The 16,563-nt window shown below is 60.9% G+C and carries 14 protein-coding genes, 1 other RNA gene and 3 pseudogenes; 9 read left to right on the top strand and 9 right to left on the bottom strand.

Going from position 1 to position 16,563, the window contains the following annotated elements; all coding sequences use genetic code 11:
• Positions 1–40: 40 nt before the first annotated feature.
• The 4 genes from AERO9A_RS11420 to AERO9A_RS11405 form a co-directional block, all read right to left on the bottom strand.
• Positions 41–2,443: a TonB-dependent siderophore receptor gene (locus tag AERO9A_RS11420; RefSeq protein ID WP_159972069.1), complete on the bottom strand. Its 2,403-nt coding sequence runs from the start codon at positions 2,441–2,443 to the stop codon at positions 41–43.
• Between the two features lie 133 nt (positions 2,444–2,576).
• A complete protein-coding gene (locus AERO9A_RS11415) occupies positions 2,577–3,539 on the bottom strand; it encodes a FecR family protein (RefSeq protein WP_159972068.1) in 963 nt (320 codons plus the stop codon).
• On the bottom strand, positions 3,536–4,072 hold the full coding sequence (locus AERO9A_RS11410) for an RNA polymerase sigma factor (protein ID WP_372239667.1): 537 nt from the start codon (positions 4,070–4,072) through the stop codon (positions 3,536–3,538). The genes AERO9A_RS11415 and AERO9A_RS11410 overlap by 4 nt, the downstream gene beginning before the upstream one ends.
• Positions 4,073–4,169: 97 nt before the next feature.
• Positions 4,170–4,691 (bottom strand): MarR family winged helix-turn-helix transcriptional regulator, encoded by a 522-nt coding sequence (locus AERO9A_RS11405; protein ID WP_159972066.1) that lies wholly within the window; start codon positions 4,689–4,691, stop codon positions 4,170–4,172.
• A gap of 81 nt (positions 4,692–4,772) precedes the next feature.
• Here AERO9A_RS11405 and AERO9A_RS11400 point away from each other — a divergent pair, with 81 nt between their 5' ends.
• The 4 genes from AERO9A_RS11400 to AERO9A_RS11385 all read left to right on the top strand — a co-directional run bounded on the left by AERO9A_RS11400 (position 4,773) and on the right by AERO9A_RS11385 (position 7,726).
• Entirely contained in the window at positions 4,773–5,930 is a 1,158-nt protein-coding gene (locus tag AERO9A_RS11400; protein WP_159972065.1) for a PLP-dependent aminotransferase family protein, read from the top strand.
• Between the two features lie 135 nt (positions 5,931–6,065).
• Entirely contained in the window at positions 6,066–6,668 is a 603-nt protein-coding gene (locus AERO9A_RS11395; protein WP_159972064.1) for a glutathione S-transferase family protein, read from the top strand.
• 103 nt (positions 6,669–6,771) lie between these two features.
• Positions 6,772–7,128, top strand: coding sequence for a hypothetical protein (locus tag AERO9A_RS11390; protein ID WP_159972063.1), 357 nt, complete (start codon positions 6,772–6,774; stop codon positions 7,126–7,128).
• A gap of 91 nt (positions 7,129–7,219) precedes the next feature.
• Positions 7,220–7,726: a cupredoxin family protein gene (locus AERO9A_RS11385; protein ID WP_256665934.1), complete on the top strand. Its 507-nt coding sequence runs from the start codon at positions 7,220–7,222 to the stop codon at positions 7,724–7,726.
• Between the two features lie 46 nt (positions 7,727–7,772).
• On the opposite strand, the gene AERO9A_RS11380 is transcribed toward AERO9A_RS11385, so the two are convergent.
• The gene (locus AERO9A_RS11380; RefSeq protein WP_159972062.1) at positions 7,773–8,051 is read right to left on the bottom strand and encodes an HU family DNA-binding protein; all 279 of its coding nucleotides are present in this window, start codon (positions 8,049–8,051) and stop codon (positions 7,773–7,775) included.
• 294 nt (positions 8,052–8,345) lie between these two features.
• On the opposite strand from AERO9A_RS11380, the pseudogene AERO9A_RS22815 reads away from it, so the two are divergent.
• The 3 genes and pseudogenes from AERO9A_RS22815 to ffs form a co-directional block, all read left to right on the top strand.
• Positions 8,346–9,122, top strand: a pseudogene (locus AERO9A_RS22815) (MCP four helix bundle domain-containing protein); the annotation flags it as partial.
• Positions 9,123–9,275: 153 nt separating this feature from the next.
• A complete protein-coding gene (locus tag AERO9A_RS22810) occupies positions 9,276–9,980 on the top strand; it encodes a methyl-accepting chemotaxis protein (RefSeq protein WP_372239675.1) in 705 nt (234 codons plus the stop codon).
• Positions 9,981–10,085: 105 nt separating this feature from the next.
• Positions 10,086–10,182, top strand: an RNA gene (gene ffs, locus AERO9A_RS11370) — signal recognition particle sRNA small type.
• 155 nt (positions 10,183–10,337) lie between these two features.
• Here the strand turns inward: ffs and AERO9A_RS11365 are convergent.
• Positions 10,338–11,381, bottom strand: a complete 1,044-nt coding sequence (locus tag AERO9A_RS11365) for an LLM class flavin-dependent oxidoreductase (protein WP_159972060.1) — start codon at positions 11,379–11,381, stop codon at positions 10,338–10,340.
• A gap of 189 nt (positions 11,382–11,570) precedes the next feature.
• Here AERO9A_RS11365 and AERO9A_RS22805 point away from each other — a divergent pair.
• A pseudogene (locus tag AERO9A_RS22805) lies at positions 11,571–12,662 on the top strand (cache domain-containing protein); the annotation flags it as partial.
• Positions 12,663–12,980: 318 nt separating this feature from the next.
• Positions 12,981–13,517, top strand: a pseudogene (locus AERO9A_RS22800) (methyl-accepting chemotaxis protein); the annotation flags it as partial.
• 44 nt (positions 13,518–13,561) lie between these two features.
• On the opposite strand, the gene AERO9A_RS11355 reads toward AERO9A_RS22800, so the two are convergent.
• The 3 genes from AERO9A_RS11355 to AERO9A_RS11345 all read right to left on the bottom strand — a co-directional run bounded on the left by AERO9A_RS11355 (position 13,562) and on the right by AERO9A_RS11345 (position 16,553).
• Positions 13,562–14,047, bottom strand: coding sequence for a flavin reductase family protein (locus AERO9A_RS11355; protein WP_159972058.1), 486 nt, complete (start codon positions 14,045–14,047; stop codon positions 13,562–13,564).
• A gap of 79 nt (positions 14,048–14,126) precedes the next feature.
• Positions 14,127–15,143 carry an ABC transporter substrate-binding protein gene (locus AERO9A_RS11350; RefSeq protein ID WP_159972057.1) on the bottom strand — a complete coding sequence of 339 codons (1,017 nt, stop codon included), beginning with the start codon at positions 15,141–15,143 and terminating at the stop codon, positions 14,127–14,129.
• A gap of 261 nt (positions 15,144–15,404) precedes the next feature.
• Positions 15,405–16,553 (bottom strand): ABC transporter ATP-binding protein, encoded by a 1,149-nt coding sequence (locus tag AERO9A_RS11345; protein WP_159972056.1) that lies wholly within the window; start codon positions 16,551–16,553, stop codon positions 15,405–15,407.
• Between the last annotated feature and the right edge of the window lie 10 nt (positions 16,554–16,563).

Below are 16,563 nucleotides of genomic sequence, written 5' to 3'. Positions count from 1 at the left end.
ACTGGACGGTCGCGGCGCATGGCAGGCGTATCGTGCAGGGTTACCACTTGTAGCCGAGGCTGGCGGTAATTCGGCGCGGGTCGCCCGCGTAGCAGTAGAAACCATCGCAGGTGGCCAGGTACTCCTTGTCGAGCAGGTTCTCAGCATTGAGCGCGATGCTGGCGCCACGCAGGCTGGCATCGATCTGGCCGAGGTCGTAGCGCACGGCTGCGTCGTAGACCGTGTAGTCGCCGCTGTGGCCGTCGGCTGGATCACGCACGAAGCCCATGCTGCCCACCGCGATATTGTCCGTGGCGCCGACATAGCGCGCGCCGACGCCGATACCCAGACCGGCCAGCGGGCCGACGCTCCAATCGTAGTTGGCCCAGATCGAGGCCTGGTGTTCGGGCGTCAGCGGCAGCGGGCGATTCTGGTCCAGTGGGTCGCCCACCTTGGTCATCTTGCTGTTGGCGTAGGTGTAGGAGGCCGTCAGCTTGAGGTTGTCGGTGAGGTTGCCAACTGCTTCCAGCTCGAAGCCGCGCACTTGCACTTCACCCACCGGCGAGGTGACGCCGCGGCTGTTGGTGCTGAGGATGTTCTGCCGAGTCAGATCGTAGACCGCCGCCGTCAGCAGCAGATCGCTGCCAGGTGCCTGATACTTGATGCCCGCCTCGTACTGTTTACCGGTACTGGGGCGATAGGTGCGGCCATTGCTACCACCGGCTTCGGCCTGGAAGGATTCGGCATAGGAAATGTACGGTGTGAAGCCTGAATCGAACACGTAGCTCAGCGCCGCATTGCCGCTGAAGGCGCTGTCGCGGCGGCTGTCCCTGGCGTTGTTGACGTTGTAGAACAGCGAATCGGTTTCCAGGCGATCCCAGCGCCCGCCCAGTGTCAGGCGCCAGGCGTCCAAGGCCAGTTGATCTTGCAGGTACAAGCCTGTGCCATGGCGCTTCTGGTTGTAGTTCTGGAAGGCGGTGTAGGCGATGTTGCTGAAATCCTGACCGTAAACGGGGTTGATGATATTGCTGGTCGGGGCGCTGCCGAACAGCCAGCGGTAGTCGGTGTTGACTCGCAGGTAGTCGAGGCCCAGCAGCAGGGTGTGACTGATCGCGCCAGTGTCGAAGTCAGCCTGGAAGTTGTTGTCGATGGCAAAGTGGCTGATGTTTTCGTCATAGACGTTGGCGCCACGCGTCACGGTGCCGTCTGCGGCCACGGCACTGGCGTTGCCGCCAGCGGTGATGATCTGGTTATCCAGTTCCAGCTTGCTGTAGCGCAGGTTCTGACGGAACTGCCAGACATCGTCGAGGCGATGCTCGAAGGCATAGCCCAGGGCATAGAAGGTCTTGTCGTAGAACTCCCAGTCCGGGTCGCCGAGGTTCTTGTTGTAGTCGATCTTGCCGGCCGGGGTGCTCAACCGTGTGCCTTGCAGCGGCAGGAACTGGCTGGTGCCGCCGGTATCGTCGCGGTTGAACTGGCCAAGGAACGTCAGCTTGGTTTGCTCGGCGATGTTCCAGGTCAGGCTGGGCGCCAGGTTGAAGCGCTGGTCGTCGATGTGCTCGACCGCCGTACCGCTGTCACGGCCCATACCGCTGAAGCGATAGAGAAAACGCCCCTCATCGTCGAGGCGCCCGGTGCTGTCGAAGTTGATCTGCTTGTGCTGGTAGTTGCCGACCTGCACCTCGATTTCATGCTGGCTTTCGTCTTGCGGGCGCAGGCTGACGGCATCGACCAGACCGCCTGGCGGCGTCTGCCCGTAAACCGCAGACGCCGGGCCGCGCAGGATGGCGACACGCTCCAGGTTCCAGGTTTCCAGCTTGGGCATGGCATAACTGCCTTTGGGCAGTGGCAGGCCGTCGAGCATCTGGATCGGCTCGAAGCCGCGAATCTTCATCCAGTCGGCGCGGCTGTCGCTGCCGTAGCTGCTGGCGATCACGCCAGGCATGTAGCGCACGGCGTCGTCGAGGTTCTGCACGTTGCGGTCGCGCAGTTGCTCGCGTGTGGTCACGGAGATCGAGCGTGGGCTTTCCAGCAGCGGCGTGTCGGTTTTGCTGCCCACCGCTATACGGTTGGCCAGGTAGCCAGTGGTCGGTCCCCAGGCGCTTTCGCTGGCCTGACCGGTAACGCTCATGTTCGGCAAGGCCATGCTTTGCGTGTCGGCGGGGGCCAAGCTATAGACGCCCGAGCTGTTGCTGTTGAGCTGTAAGCCGGTGCCGCGTAGCGCCTGGTTGAGAGCGTCAAGGGCAGCGAAGTCGCCGTTGACCGGCGCCGAGCGCTTGCCTGCGGTCAGGGCCGGGTCGATGCTCAGGGTGATACCCGCCTGGCTGGCGATTTGACTGAGCGTGCTGGACAGCGGGCCTGCAGGCAGTTGGTAGGTTTCTGCCTGAGCCATACCCATGTGGCCAGCCATGGCGATGGTCAGGGCCAGCAGAGTACGGCGTAAAGGGGCAGGGCGGAAGGACATTGCGAATTTCTCCTAGGCGGGAATGCATCTCAATGTCTTGTTGCCGAAGCAGAATGAAAAAGTGACAGGGGCTCGGCGCAATTTTTTCGTGATCGCTCTGAGCGGCCAGTTTCGCGCTGGCGCCCAGTGGCTATCACTCCTTGGCTGGCAGCACGCGCGTCCACCACGGGCCGACGTGTTCGATGCGAACCGGCAGGCTGAGCGGCAAGGCGGCTAGCGCCTTGTCTGTGTCGTGCAACGGGAAACTGCCGCTGATGGGCAGGTTGGCCAGGCTTGGGTCGAGGCTGAGATAACCGCTGCGGTATTCACCGAGTGTCTCGATCAACTGCGCCAGGGGCAGCGCGTCAGCGACCAGCATGCCGCGGCTCCAGGCATCGGCAGCGATTGGCGCGCGGGTGCTGGCGCTCAGGTGCTGGCGCTCCATGCGAACCTGCTCGCCGCTGCGCACGATGCGTTCTTGTGCGGCTGCGACAGGTTTGGCCGCGACCGCCGAGCGCAGCACGATCAGCTCGGTACTCTCGCCTGTGCGGCGCACCAGAAAGCGCGTGCCCAGTGCCCGCAGTCGGCCTTGCGGCGTCTCGACCACGAATGGCCGTGTATCGTTGCCTTTGGCGGTCTGGATCAGGATTTCACCGGTGTGTAGCACCAGGCGCCGCTCGTGCTCGTCGAACATGACGTCCAGCGCGCTGCGGCTGTTGAGGCGAACCTGGCTGCGGTCGGCAAGCCGTACTTCGCGCTGCTCGCCTGCTGCGGTGTGGTAGTCGGCCAGGTAGTCACCGAGTGGCCGCTGTTGAGCCAGTAGCGCGAGGGCAATGCCTGTGGCCAGAAACAGGCCCAGCGCGCTGCTGCTGATGCGGCGTACACCGCGCCGACGAGCCGCGCCGCCGTGTAACAGGGCACGCCGCGCGGGCGTAGGCGCGGCAGCGCTCAGGTGTTGATCGATGCCGCCGAGCTGTCGCCACACCAGTGCGTGATCGGCATGAGCGGCCAGCCACATACGAAATTCATGCTGCTTCTGGGCGTTAGCCTCGCCAGAATCCAGGCACAGTTGCCAGGCAATGGCTTCATCCAGAACGCGGGCGCTGACCTGGCTCATCGCGGCTCTCCATAGAGCGCGATGTAGCACTGGCGCAGCCCTTGAGCCAGGTATTGACGTACGCGGGAGGGCGAAACGCCTAAGCGCTCGGCGATTTCGGCATGGCCAAGGCCGTCGAGGCGGCTGTGCAGGAATGCGGCGCGGGCTTTGCTCGACAGTTGCCCGAGCAAACGGTCGATTGCACCCAGTTGTTCCAGTGCCAGCGCCTGCTCCTCCGGGCTTGGATGCAGGGCTTCAGGGACTTGGGCGAGTTCGTCTAGGTAGGCGCGCTCCAGGGCGCTGCGGCGAAACTGATCGACCAGCAGGCCCTTGGCGATGGTGGTGAGCAGTGCCCGAGGCTCACGCGGGGGCTGCAGATCAGGGCGGGCGAGCAAGCGTACGAAGGTGTCCTGGCTGAGATCCTCGGCCCGATCCGAGCCGTTCAGGTTCTTGCGTAACCAGCCCAAGAGCCAGTCGCGATGATCGCGGTAGAGCAGACCGACCAGCTGTTGATTGCTGGAATCCCGAACAGACACGGCCACCTCGCCGAACATGCAGATTTAGTTGATAACTATTCGCATATGTTCGCAGAGGTCATGTCTAGGTGCAATCACGCGTTAACTGCGGCGATGGGCGGTTCCGGCACTGGAGTCAACTGCGTTCCTGGCGACCCCGTGCCAGCGCTCGATTGACCTCCAGCCAGCCGTTCACGGCCTCTTCGCCCATCTCGTCGAATACCCGCTGCAACAGGCGCGCCTGTTCGCGGCGCAGGGCCTGTTCCAGCTTGGCCCCCTCGGGTGTGAAAACCAGCAGGCGCTTGCGTTTGTCGTCCGGGGCGGCTTCGCTGAGTACCAGGTTCATCTCGATCAGTTGTCGCAACGGCGTGTTCAGCGCCTGCTTGCTCACGCCCAGATAACCCAGCAGTTCGGTCATGTTCAGCCCCGGATATTTGGCGATGAAGAACAGGATGCGGTGGTGTACGCGCGACAGGCCGCGTTTGGCCAGCATCTCGTCAGGTTTGGCGGTGAAGGCCTGGTAGCCAAAGAAGAACGCCTCCATCGCAGCATGCTGGACAGCCGCGTTCTTCAGCGCTTGTGCTCCCTGGCGCCCGCCCTGCGAAGGGTCGCTGGGCGACGTTAAAAATTTCTCGGGGAAATTTTTTAGGTCAGGCATATTGACGTATCTCTGGACAGCGGCGTAGTTTCGGTCAAGCAGTTTGACTTAATTTTTCGACTTTGGCACCCAGGACATCCCATGGCCTTCTCCGAACGTATCGCCCGCCTGAAAAGCTCCCTGATCCGTGAAATCCTTGCCGCGGCGCAGCGCCCCGAGGTGATGTCCTTCGCCGGTGGTCTGCCGGCGGAGCCGATGCTGCCGAAGGTCGAGTGGGCCGAGATGCCGAAGAGTATGGGCCAGTACGGCATGAGCGAAGGGGAGCCGGCGCTACGCGAGATCATTGCCGACGAGGCACGTGCCCTGGGTGTACCGTGCGAAGCCAGCCAGGTGTTGATCGTCAGCGGTTCGCAACAGACGCTGGATCTGGCCTCCAAATTGTTCATCGATCATGGCACCGAGGTGCTGCTTGAGGCGCCAACCTACCTGGCTGCGCTGCAAGCCTTCCAGCTATTCGGTGCCGATTGCATCAGTGTGCCGCAGGAGGCCGATGGCCCCGAGCTGGCGGCGTTGCGTCAGCGTCTGGAAAACCACAAACCGGCTTTCGCCTATCTGATTCCGACCTTCCAGAATCCGTCCGGCACCCGTTACAGCGAGGCCAAGCGTGATGCCGTGGCGGCGCTGCTCGACGAATTTGGCGTAACCCTGATCGAAGACGAACCGTACCGTGAGCTGGTGTTCGATGCTGGCAGCGCCACGCCCATCGTCAGCCGCCTGAAGAAGGCGAGCTGGATCTACACCGGTACTGTCTCCAAAACCCTGCTGCCGGGGCTGCGCGTCGGCTATCTGATCGCCACGCCCGATCTGTTCCCGCACCTGCTGCGCCTGAAGCAATCGGCGGATTTGCACACCAACCGCATCGGTCAATGGCAAGCGTTGCAGTGGCTGGGTAGCGAGCAGTATCGTGGCCACCTGGCCGAACTGCGCGATTTCTACCGCGTGCGTCGTGATGCCATGCAGGGTGCGTTGGTCGAGCATTTCGGCGAGCTGGCCACCTGGGAAATTCCGCAGGGTGGCTTGTTCTTCTGGCTGACCCTCAAGCAGCCGCTGGACACCCGCACGCTGCTCGACGCGGCGTTGGCGCAGAACGTCGCCTTTATGCCGGGCGAGCCCTTCTTCATCGACCCGGACGCCAATCCGGGTCACTTGCGGCTGAACTTCAGCCACGTGGCGCCGGAGCGTCTGGGTGAAGGGCTGCGTCGTCTGGCTGCGGTGATCCGTGAGGCGCAGGGTGCGTGACCAAGGTTTAGCCCCGTAGGTGTGGTCGGGCGGTATTGCTTATCACACGCGATTTTCGCGGATAAATCCGCGCCCACAAAAGCAAGGGCCATTGGCGGCGAGCGTGCCGCGAAGTTGGAAAGGGAGGGAAGCACGATGTTGAAGGTTTATGGAGATTACCGTTCAGGCAACTGCTACAAGGTCAAACTGATGCTGCATCTGCTGGGCAGGGAGTACCAGTGGGTTGGCGTCGATATTCTCAAGGGCGAGACGCAGAGCGAGGCCTTCTTGGCCAAGAACCCCAACGGCAAGATTCCGGTGCTGGAGCTGGAGGATGGCACTTGCTTGTGGGAGTCCAACGCCATCCTCAACTTCCTCGCCGATGGTAGCGAGTTTCTGCCCAGCGAGCCGCGCTTGCGCACCCAGGTGCTGCAGTGGCAGTTCTTCGAGCAGTACAGCCACGAGCCTTATGTGGCGGTGGCGCGTTTCATCCAGCTCTATTTGGGCATGCCGGATGGGCGTCGTGAAGAACATGCGCGTTGCGTGGTCGGTGGCTACAAGGCGCTGAAGGTGATGGAGAAGCAACTGGAGCGCACACCGTATCTGGTCGGTGAGCAATACTCGATTGCCGATATCGCCCTGTACGCCTATACCCATGTCGCGGACGAAGGTGGCTTCTGCCTCGAGGGCTTCCCGGCCATTCGCGCCTGGCTTGAGCGGGTTGCCAGCCATCCACGGCATGTGACCATGCTCGGCTGATGGCGCGCTCGGCACGGTTCTCAATAAGTTGCTGAATGGGCTTGGAGAGAACCGTGGCTGGCGTGATAATCCTCGCCACCTTCTTACGTCGTCGATATCGCCCATGCGCAACCGGCTGCACAGCGCGCTGATCCTCTTGCTGATCCTGGTACTGCCGATGCAGGCCCAGGCCGCGCTCGGCATGCCTCGATACGAGCCGATCCCGGTAGCCCATGCCGAGTGTTCGATGCGTATGGAGCACGGGCAAATGGCCGCGCATGCGCCGGGCTCCGGTCACCCGTATTTCAAACTGAGTTTCTGCAGCCTGTGCGCGTTCTGCGTGAGCGCTGTTGCTCTGGCTCAGCCCTTCATCTCGCAGCGCGATGGCGCTAGCCAGGTTCTGGCATTGATGGCCAGCCCACGTTTGCCGGAGGTGATCCTCGATACACCGGAGCGGCCTCCACGGCACCTGTCTTTCTGATCGACCCTAACTTCCAGCACGGCGCCCCGATATGGCGACGTGCGCCGGTGTGCCGTTGGCGCCCGGATCAAACGATTGGAGACAGTTTCAGATGCGACACATCATCACTTTTCCCGCTCTGTTGATGAGCGCGCTGCTCAGCGCTCAGGTTTTTGCTCAGGCTGAGGGCCACGAAGACCACGGCTCGATGCATATGCAGCACGAATCTGCTGCTGAGCAAAAGCCCTGGGGCATTGCCGGGCGCCCGGATCAGGTGGACCGCACCATCGAGATTCGTATGGACGATCGCATGCGCTTCACTCCAGAAACGCTACAGGTCAAACAGGGTGAGACCATCCGTTTCGTCCATCACAACGACGGCAAGCTGATGCATGAGTTCGTGCTCGGCACCCAGCAGACCCTGGATGAACATGCCGAGGCCATGCTCAAGCAAGCCGGGATGATGCACGGTGAGGCTTACATGGCTCACGTCGAGCCGGCGCAGCAGGGGGAGATGATCTGGACCTTCAACCGGGCGGGGCGCTTCGAGTTCGCCTGCCTGATCGCAGGTCATTATCAGGCGGGGATGCGCGGTAGCGTCGAGGTCTTGGCGCAGTGAGGCGCTAGCGAAAGGTGTGGCCGCGATCGCGGCCACACACCGTCAATTAGTTCAGGCTGTCGGTCAGGGACTTGGCGGGTACCAGCTTGACGACCTTCTTGGCCGCGATTTCGATGCTCTTGCCGGTCTGCGGGTTACGACCTGTGCGGGCCGGGCGCTCGCTCACCTTCAGTTTGCCGATACCCGGCAGAGTGATCTCGCCGTCGTTTTCCAGTGCGTCGCCGACGATCTCGCCCAACTGATCAATCAGGCTGCGAACGCTGGCTTTGGGCAGGGAAACGGCTTCGGCCAGGTCGCTGATCAGTTGGTCTTTGGTGATTGCCATGATGTCACTCCATATTCGGGTTAAGGGTTCGGTGCGCTTACCATGAGGCGGCGCCCGAAAACGCCGGGGGAAACTAGCACAAAGGCTGTGGTTCGGGAGAACGGGCAGCGTTCTTACCGATAGGGCTTAGTGTCGCACTGTGGCAGGTGGTTCCGAGGGTTGCAGAAAAAACCCAGGCATCCCGGTGCTTAACAATGGGCTAAGTATTGCCGCCTAGTATTTCTATCAGGCACATATCGCGTATGTCAGTCTCGACTATGCTCTAGTGGCCTGATTGAGATTAGGAGTGCAATCATGTTGCGTACCTTTGCTGATCTTGGTTTTCGCTGGAAGATCGCTCTACCCATCCTGCTTTTGGCGGCTCTTCTGGTCGTTATGGGTGTACTTGGTATGCGTGGCATCACGCAGGTCGCGGAGTCCACCACAACGCTTACCAATCGCCATTTGCCCGGTATCAGCTTGTTGCTCAACGCTGACCGGGATCTGTACCAGGCTTTCGTTGCCGAGCGCAGCATGCTCGACGAAGGCTCCGGTAGTTATGCCAAAGACTTACTGGCTGCACACACTGAAAACCTACAGCAGGCCTATGATCGTGTGCATAAGTTTGCGGCCATGCAGCCGGGTGCCGAGGCCTTGGCACTGGTTGCCGAATTTGACCGTGGCTTCACATTGTGGAAAACCACCACCTTGAAGGTTCTGCAACTGAGCACGACCGATGCAGATGCGGCCAGTCGTCTGAGCTTCGGTGATAGCGAGGCTCAGTTCGAGCAGATGCGTGGCGCTATCAACAAACTGGGCGAGCTCGAAGACAGTGCAGCCAATTCCGTCGGTACTGCGGCAATTGCCCGTGGTGAGGAGCTGGCATGGCAGCAGGGTATGGTCATCACCTTCGGCCTGGCGGTATGCCTGGTACTGGTAGTCGGCTTCCCGGTATTGGTGACTCGCCCGCTGCACAGCCTCCTGCATCGTATTGAACAGATCGCCGATGGCGATGGTGATTTGCGAGTACGCCTCGATGTGATGTCCAAGGATGAGCTGGGTAAGCTCAGCCATGCCTTCAACCGTTTTCTCGATAAGTTGCAGCCATTGATCAAGGAAGTGGGGCGCGTCACTGATGAGGTGGCTGATTCGGCTAAGAATCTGGCGGGCCTTGCTGCCGCTAATGATCGGCTGATCAGCAGTGAGCACGCGGCGGTTGATCAGGTCAGTACGGCTGCGACCGAAATGAGCACTGCTGTTCATGAGGTCGCGCGCAACGCGCAAAACGCGGCTGATGCGGCGCGCAACGCCGAACAGCAGTCACGCGAAGGCGCCCAGGTGGTGGGCGCGACCATCCGTTCCATTCGTCAACTGGCTCAGGAGGTGGAGAGTGCATCTTCGACCATCCAGACTCTGGAGCAAGAGGCCGCCAATATCGGTGCTGTGTTGGCGGTAATCAAAGGTATTGCCGAACAGACCAACCTATTGGCGCTCAATGCGGCTATTGAGGCCGCGCGTGCCGGTGAGCAGGGGCGTGGCTTCGCGGTCGTGGCCGATGAAGTCAGGGCACTGGCTGCGCGAACGCAGGAGTCCACCAAGGACATTCAAGGCATGATCGAGCGCCTACAAGTCGGTGTGCAAAATGCCGTCAAGGCGACTCACAGCGGCAGTGAGCGTGCGCGTCAGAGCGTCGAGCAGGCGGCGGGTGTCGATCAAGCACTGAGCGTTACCAGCGAGTCGGTACAGCGTATCAACGATATGGCCGCGCAGATCGCTACCGCCTGCGAAGAGCAGAGCAGCGTCACTGAAGAGATTGCCCGTAACATCAGCGACATTCGTGATCTGTCCGACGAGGCTGCGCAGACGTCCGAGCACAGCACGATTGCCAGTCGTCACTTGTCGGAACTGTCCCATGGTCTGGCTCAATTGGTAGGCCGCTTCCGCGTCTGATGAGGCCGACTCTGGCATCTAAGTGCTTGAGGCAGTTGTAAGTTTGCATTTAGTCGTTACAATGGCGCGGCCCGTCGCAATGACGGGCTTCGTTATGGTGGGCCCTGTCGGTCCCCTCGCAACGATTACCCGTGAACCTGGTCAGGCCCGGAAGGGAGCAGCCACAGCGGGAACATCGTGTGCCGGGGTGTGGCTGGCAGGGTTCGCCTCCATATCGTTTATTCCCCAGTCTCTTTTATCGCCAGTCAATGCTATGGCGCGTCAGTCGCTGCTTGTCTGCAATGTTCTGCCTCTGTCATACGAAAACGCCCGCCAGGCGTGAGCCATGACGGGCGTCGGTGTTGCGTGTGACGGCGATCAGCGGAACGCTGGCACCACGTGCTTGATGAACAGTTCCAGGGACTTCTTCTTCTCGGCGTAGGGCAGGCTGTTGTCGGCCCAGAAGCTGAATTCGTCGACGCCCAGTTCCTGATAGTGGCGGATGCGCGCGATGATTTCTTCCGGGGTGCCGATCATGGTGTTCTTGCGGATGTTCTCCAGTTCGAACTCTGGGCGCTCCTTGAACTTCTCTTCCGGGCTCGGTGGTAGCAGGCCGTTTACCGGTGTTTGCTTGTTGCCGAACCAGGCGTCGAAGGTGCGGTAGAAGCGCGAGATGGCTTCGGCGCCGATCTTCCAACCTTCCGGGTCGTCTGCGCTGTGCACATGGGTGTGGCGCAGCACCATCAGTTGTGGGCGTGGCACGTGCGGGTTGTTGGCCAGAGCGTTTTCGAATTTGTTCTTAAGGTCCACAACTTCTTCGTCGCCCTTCATCAATGGCGTGACCATGACGTTGCAGCCATTGGCGACGGCGAAATTGTGCGAGTCAGGGTCGCGAGCGGCGATCCACATGGGGGGGGTGGGCTGCTGCAGCGGACGTGGTGAGGAGGTGGCGGTGGGGAATTTCCAGATGTCGCCCTCATGAGCGACATCGCCCTGCCACAGTGCTTTGACCACCGGCACCATCTCGCGCAGGTATTTGCCGCCGTCGGTGGCGGGCATGCCATTCATCATGCGATCGAATTCGTACTGGTAGGCACCACGGGCTAGGCCGACTTCCATGCGACCGTTACTGATCACGTCGAGCAGGGCGCACTCACCGGCCACGCGGATGGGGTGCCAGAACGGCGCGATGATGGTGCCGGCACCGAGGCGGATAGTCGTGGTGCGGGCGGCCAGGTAGGCCAGCAGCGGCATGGGGCTAGGGGATATGGTGTATTCCATGGCGTGGTGTTCGCCGATCCATACGGTGGAGAAGCCGCCAGCTTCGGCCATGAGTGTCAGTTCGGTGAGCTCGTCGAAGAGTTGGCGATGGCCGACCTGCTCGTCGTAACGCTCCATATGAACGAACAAAGAGAATTTCATGCTGCTGTCCTCAAGTCTGTTGGGCCGTGTTCTACCGGCTACGGTGAAGCGTGCGCTGCGCTTCTCGGTGGGTGACTCCGCTGTCGGGCTCGGGCGCTATGCAAGGCGGCGCGGATCGCTATATATTGGTATACCATAATATGGAATGTCTGCAAGCTTCCTGTCTACTCTTAAAACCAAGGGCAATACATGAGTATCAAGCAAAAACTGGTCATGACCTTTGCAGTCATTGCCAGCCTTCCGGTCATTCTGATTGCTATTGTGGTGGTGGTAAGCCTGCGTGATGCCGCCAGGGATGATTTTATCGACAGCAGCGGGCGTGAGATCCGGCAGGTGGACAATGCCATGCGCCTGTTCTTCGAAGGCATCGAGCAGAACGTCGACTATCTGGCCAAGCATCCGCAACTGGCTGGCATCGATACGGGCGTCAAACGCTATATCTCCGCCGATGCGGCCAGCCAGCCGGAAAGCGAGCAGGATCGTGCTCTGTTCGATTTGTTCGCAGGTCTGGCGAACAGCCATCCGGCCTATGCCTATGTATCGCTAGGTACCAGTGAAGGTGGCTACGTGTTCTGGCCGGGCGATCCGAGCCTGAATAACTATGATCCGCGCACACGCCCATGGTATCAGCGGGCGATGGCCCAGCCGGACAAAACTCTGCGCACCGAGGCCTACTATTGGGCAGCCGACGATGTGGTGTTGGTCAGCACCGTGCGCAGCTTCGCCAACCGGCTGGGGCAGCAGGGCGGGGTAGTCAATATCGATGTCTCGCTGCGCCAGCTCACCGATATCGTCAAACAGATCAAGCTCGGTGACAGTGGTTACCTGATGCTAATGGAGAGCAACGGCACCGTGCTGGTCGATCCGAGCCAGCCTAAGCACAACTTCAAGGCGCTCAAGGATCTCGGTCCTGGTTATGCCGAGCTGGCCGCGACGCGCAGCGGCGCGGTAGAGCTGAATCTAGATGGCGAGGCGTACATGGCCAACGTCTATTCCTCGAACAAGCTGGGCTGGCAGTTCGTCGGTCTGATCAAGAAGAGCGAGGTGATGGCTGGCGCGACGCACATGACCTGGCTCATCGTCTCCCTGGCTGTCATCGTGACGCTGGCTTTCGCTGCGCTTGGTGCGCTGTTCGCCGGGATGATCGTGCGGCCGATCCAGGCCGTGGCCAGTGGTCTTGAAGGCATCGCTCAGGGGGAGGGCGATCTGACCAACAATCTGCAGGTGCGTGGCCGCGATGAAACCGCGCAGCTTGCGGGCTGGTTCAACCAGTTTTTGGCGGCCATCCGCGACATGATCCTCAGCATCGGTCGTGCGGCGGGGAGCATCCACAGCAGTTCGAGCCGCTCCGCTGGCGTCGCGCAGGAACTTGAAGACGTCGCAGCCCGCCAGCGTGAGGCGGTGGACATGGTATCGACGGCTTTCCATGAGATGGTCATGACGGCCAACGAGGTCGCGCGTGCCTGTTCCGAGGCTGCCGGTTCGGCCGATGCCGGTCAGCGTCAGGCGCATTCGGGGCAGCAGCAGATCCAGGCGTCGTCCGACAGTGTCACTCGGTTGAGCGATGAGATTGCTCGTTCGGTGCAGTCGATGCAGCAACTGGAGCAGGACAGCGAATCGATCCAGTCGATTCTCGGCACCATTCGCTCGATTGCTGAGCAGACCAACCTGCTGGCACTCAATGCCGCTATTGAGGCGGCGCGTGCGGGCGAACAGGGCCGTGGTTTCGCCGTGGTGGCCGACGAGGTGCGGGCGTTGGCAAAGCGCTCTTCCGATGCCACCGAGGAGATTGACGGCCTGCTTGGCAACCTGGCCCGGCGCACCCAGGACACCGCGCGGCAGATGCATGCCAGCCTCGATGTGTCGCAGCAGACTGTTAGCGTTATCGGCGAGGCGCGCTCTAGCTTCGAGATGATCCGCGAGGCGGTGGATAATATCCGTGACATGAGTACGCAAATCGCGACGGCTGCCGAGGAGCAACATCAGGTAGCCGAGGATATTAACCGCCACATCACTCAGATTCACGGTGATGCGCAACAGGTGGCCGAGCTGGCCAGCGCAACCAGCAGTGATGCGAAGACTCTGACGGTGCTGTCGGACGAGTTGAATAGCCTCGTGCGTCGTTTCAAGACCTGAGGACGAGAAAACACGGCCACCTCAATGGGTGGCCGCTTGAGGCATCAGACCGTGGCGGCCAGCGCGCCCATCTTGCCGCGGCAGTAGATCATCGGAGCAGGGCTCTGCTCGGGGACGATCAGATTCTTCACCGCGCCGACCAGAATGGCATGGTCACCGCCTTCGTACTCGCGCCATAGCTCGCACTCGATGATCGCTGTGGCACCTGCCAGAAGCGGGTTGCCCAGCTCGCTCAACGTCCATTCGATACCCTGCGCCTTGTCCTTACCTTTCTTGGCGAAGGCATAGGCTTCATGCTGCTGCCCAGCAGAGAGCAGGTGAATGGCAAAGCGCTTGTTACGAATCAGCACTGGGTAGGAGTCGGAGCTGTAGTTGGGGCAGAACAGTACTAGGGCAGGATCCAGCGACAGCGAGCTGAAGGCACTGGCGGTCAGGCCAGCGACCTGGCCGTCGCCGTCGAGAGTGGTGATGACGGTAACGCCGGAAGGGAAGGCGCCCATGACTTTTTTGTAGGTATCGGGGTTAATCATCGCACTGGCCTCTGAGTGAACTGCATTTGTTATACCGTAATATGGTATACCAATGGGTAAGGCGTGCAAGTTCTCCCTGCTATTGCTCTTGCCAGGCGTACCAGCGCTCGCTGATGGCCGCGCCGTTTCGGCTCCAGTATTTGAAGTTGAGGGTGATCTGGCCCGCTGCGTGGTCACTTGGCAGTTCCTTGGCGAGTTGCGCCGGGATCAGGGCGGCACTGCCCAGGTTGACGGGGGCATAGCCGCTGCGCATGGCGAAATCAGCTTGAGCAGCGGCGCTGGTGGCATAGCCTAGGAAGTGTTTGGCTGCCTCCTTGTTGCGTGTACCTCGCGGGATGACCAGAAAGTCACCCGTGACCAGGTTCTGCTGCCAATCAATGCCCACGGCTGCTCCTTCGCGTTGCAGGGCGCTGACCCGCCCGTTCCAGAACATGCCTAGACTGGCTTGGCCGGAAGCCAGCAGTTGCTGTGATTGATCGCCACTGCCCCACCAAACGATGTCTTTCTTGATGGTGTCGAGCTTCCTGAAGGCGCGGTCGAGATCCAGTGGATAGAGCTTGTCGGTCGTTACACCGTCGGCCAGCAGGGCCATCTCCAACACGCCAGGGCTTGGCCATTTGTACAGAGCGCGTTTACCTGGATAGCGCTGTAGGTCGAACAGTGCCGCCCAGCCAGAGGGCGCTTCGCTTAGGGATTGGGTGTTGTAGCCGAGGATGAAGGAAAAGTAGAACGAGCCGACGCCATAGATAGTGACGAAGCGTGGGTCGATCTGGCGCTGGGCAACCTGCTTTAGATCAAGCGGCTCTAGCAGGCCTTCACGGCCGGCGCGTAAGGCGAAGTCCGCTTCGACATCGACCACGTCCCACGTCACGTCGCCGCTCTCGACCATCTTACGAAAGCTGTCGTAATCCGTAGGGCCAGCTTGCTTAATGCGAATGCCTGTTTCGCGCTCGAACGGTACAGCCCAGGCTTGCTCCTGTGCGGCTTGGGTCGAACCGCCCCAGCTTACGAAGGTTAGGGTTTGTTGTTCGGCCTGCGCCGACGTGAACTGGCAAACAGCGATCAGTGTCGCCACCGCTAACAGCCTGTTGTTCATATGACCCCTCCCGATGTTATGGGGTGATTCTAGAGATGCCTCGACATGACTTCCTGTATTGCTCTAACAGTTATATTTATTGCGTTCATGCGGTCTGGTCGTGATGTCGGATGGGCCGAGCAGCACTTGCCAGATACTGCCTCTCCGGCTGTGAAGTCAAACGCGAGTGCGATCGTCATGGCGCAGCGCCAGCCTCAAGCATATCGGCGCTATAGGGTTTACCCAGGCGCCGCTCTGAAGCGCGGCGCTGAGGGTTAGGCATCAATGACTACCGGCGCCCTTGAGTAGATCGCTCTCGTTCCAGTCATAGTAGATGCAGGTGCGCGCCGCCTGCCAGCGCACACGTACTTCGCTACCCGGTTGGTGGGCTGTGGCAGCGATGGACAAGGCCTTGAGGCTGAGTCGGCTGCCGCCGGCGGTTATCACGCTGCACGTCAGGCTTTCACCGAGAAAGACTATTTCCTCGACCCGTGCATCGATCTCGTTGTGGCCGAGTGGCAGCGGTGTTGCATTGGCCTGCTCGACCGTCAGCAGTTGCGCCTGCTCAGGGCGGATCATCAGCAGGACTTCCTGGCCTAGGTGTTGCGTCGATTGCGCTGGTACTAGCAGTGGGCGCTGTTCGAACATCGCCTGCTGAGTGTCGACGACCTTGGCGCGCAGGAAGTTTGAGTTACCCAGGAAAGACGCTACGAATGCGCTCGGTGGTGCCTGATAGAGGTCGCTGCCGGTGCCCAGGCCGACAATCTTGCCGTGGCTGAAGATGGCGATACGCTGCGACAGGCGCATGGCTTCTTCCTGGTCATGGGTGACGTAGACGATGGTGATGCCCAGGCGCCGATGCAGGTGGCGCAGTTCGTCTTGCAGGTCTTCACGCAGTTTCTTGTCGAGTGCGCCAAGTGGTTCGTCCATCAGCAGGATGCGCGGCTCGTAGACCAGCGCGCGAGCGATGGCCACGCGCTGCTGCTGGCCACCGGAGAGCTGCGCTGGACGCCGGTGGGCGAAGGCTTCGAGTTGCACCAGCTTGAGCATGGCGTCGACGCGTTTTTCGATCTCGGCTGTGCTCAGTTTGCGCAGGGTCAGCGGGAAGGCGATGTTGGCACGCACGTCGAGGTGCGGGAACAGCGAGTAGCGCTGGAACACCATGCCGATATCGCGCTTGTGCGGTGGCACTTTCACCAGCGACTGGCCGTTGACCAGAATTTCCCCGGAGCTGGGCGTTTCGAAGCCGGCGAGCATGGCCAGCGTGGTGCTCTTGCCCGAGCCGCTGGAGCCCAGGAAGGTGAGGAACTCGCCGTCACGGATATCCAGGTTGATGTTGTCGACGGCGGCGAAGTCGCCGTAATGCTTGTTCAGGTTACGCAGGCTGACCAGGGGCACCTGTTCATCGGACGTTTTGAGTACCGCGCTCATCTCATGTACC

The organism is Pseudomonas sp. 8Z (genome assembly GCF_902506535.1).
Classification (GTDB): Bacteria; Pseudomonadota; Gammaproteobacteria; order Pseudomonadales; family Pseudomonadaceae; genus Aquipseudomonas.
Note: the sequence above shows the minus strand (reverse complement) of the source record. Positions and strands in the feature narration are given on the sequence as shown.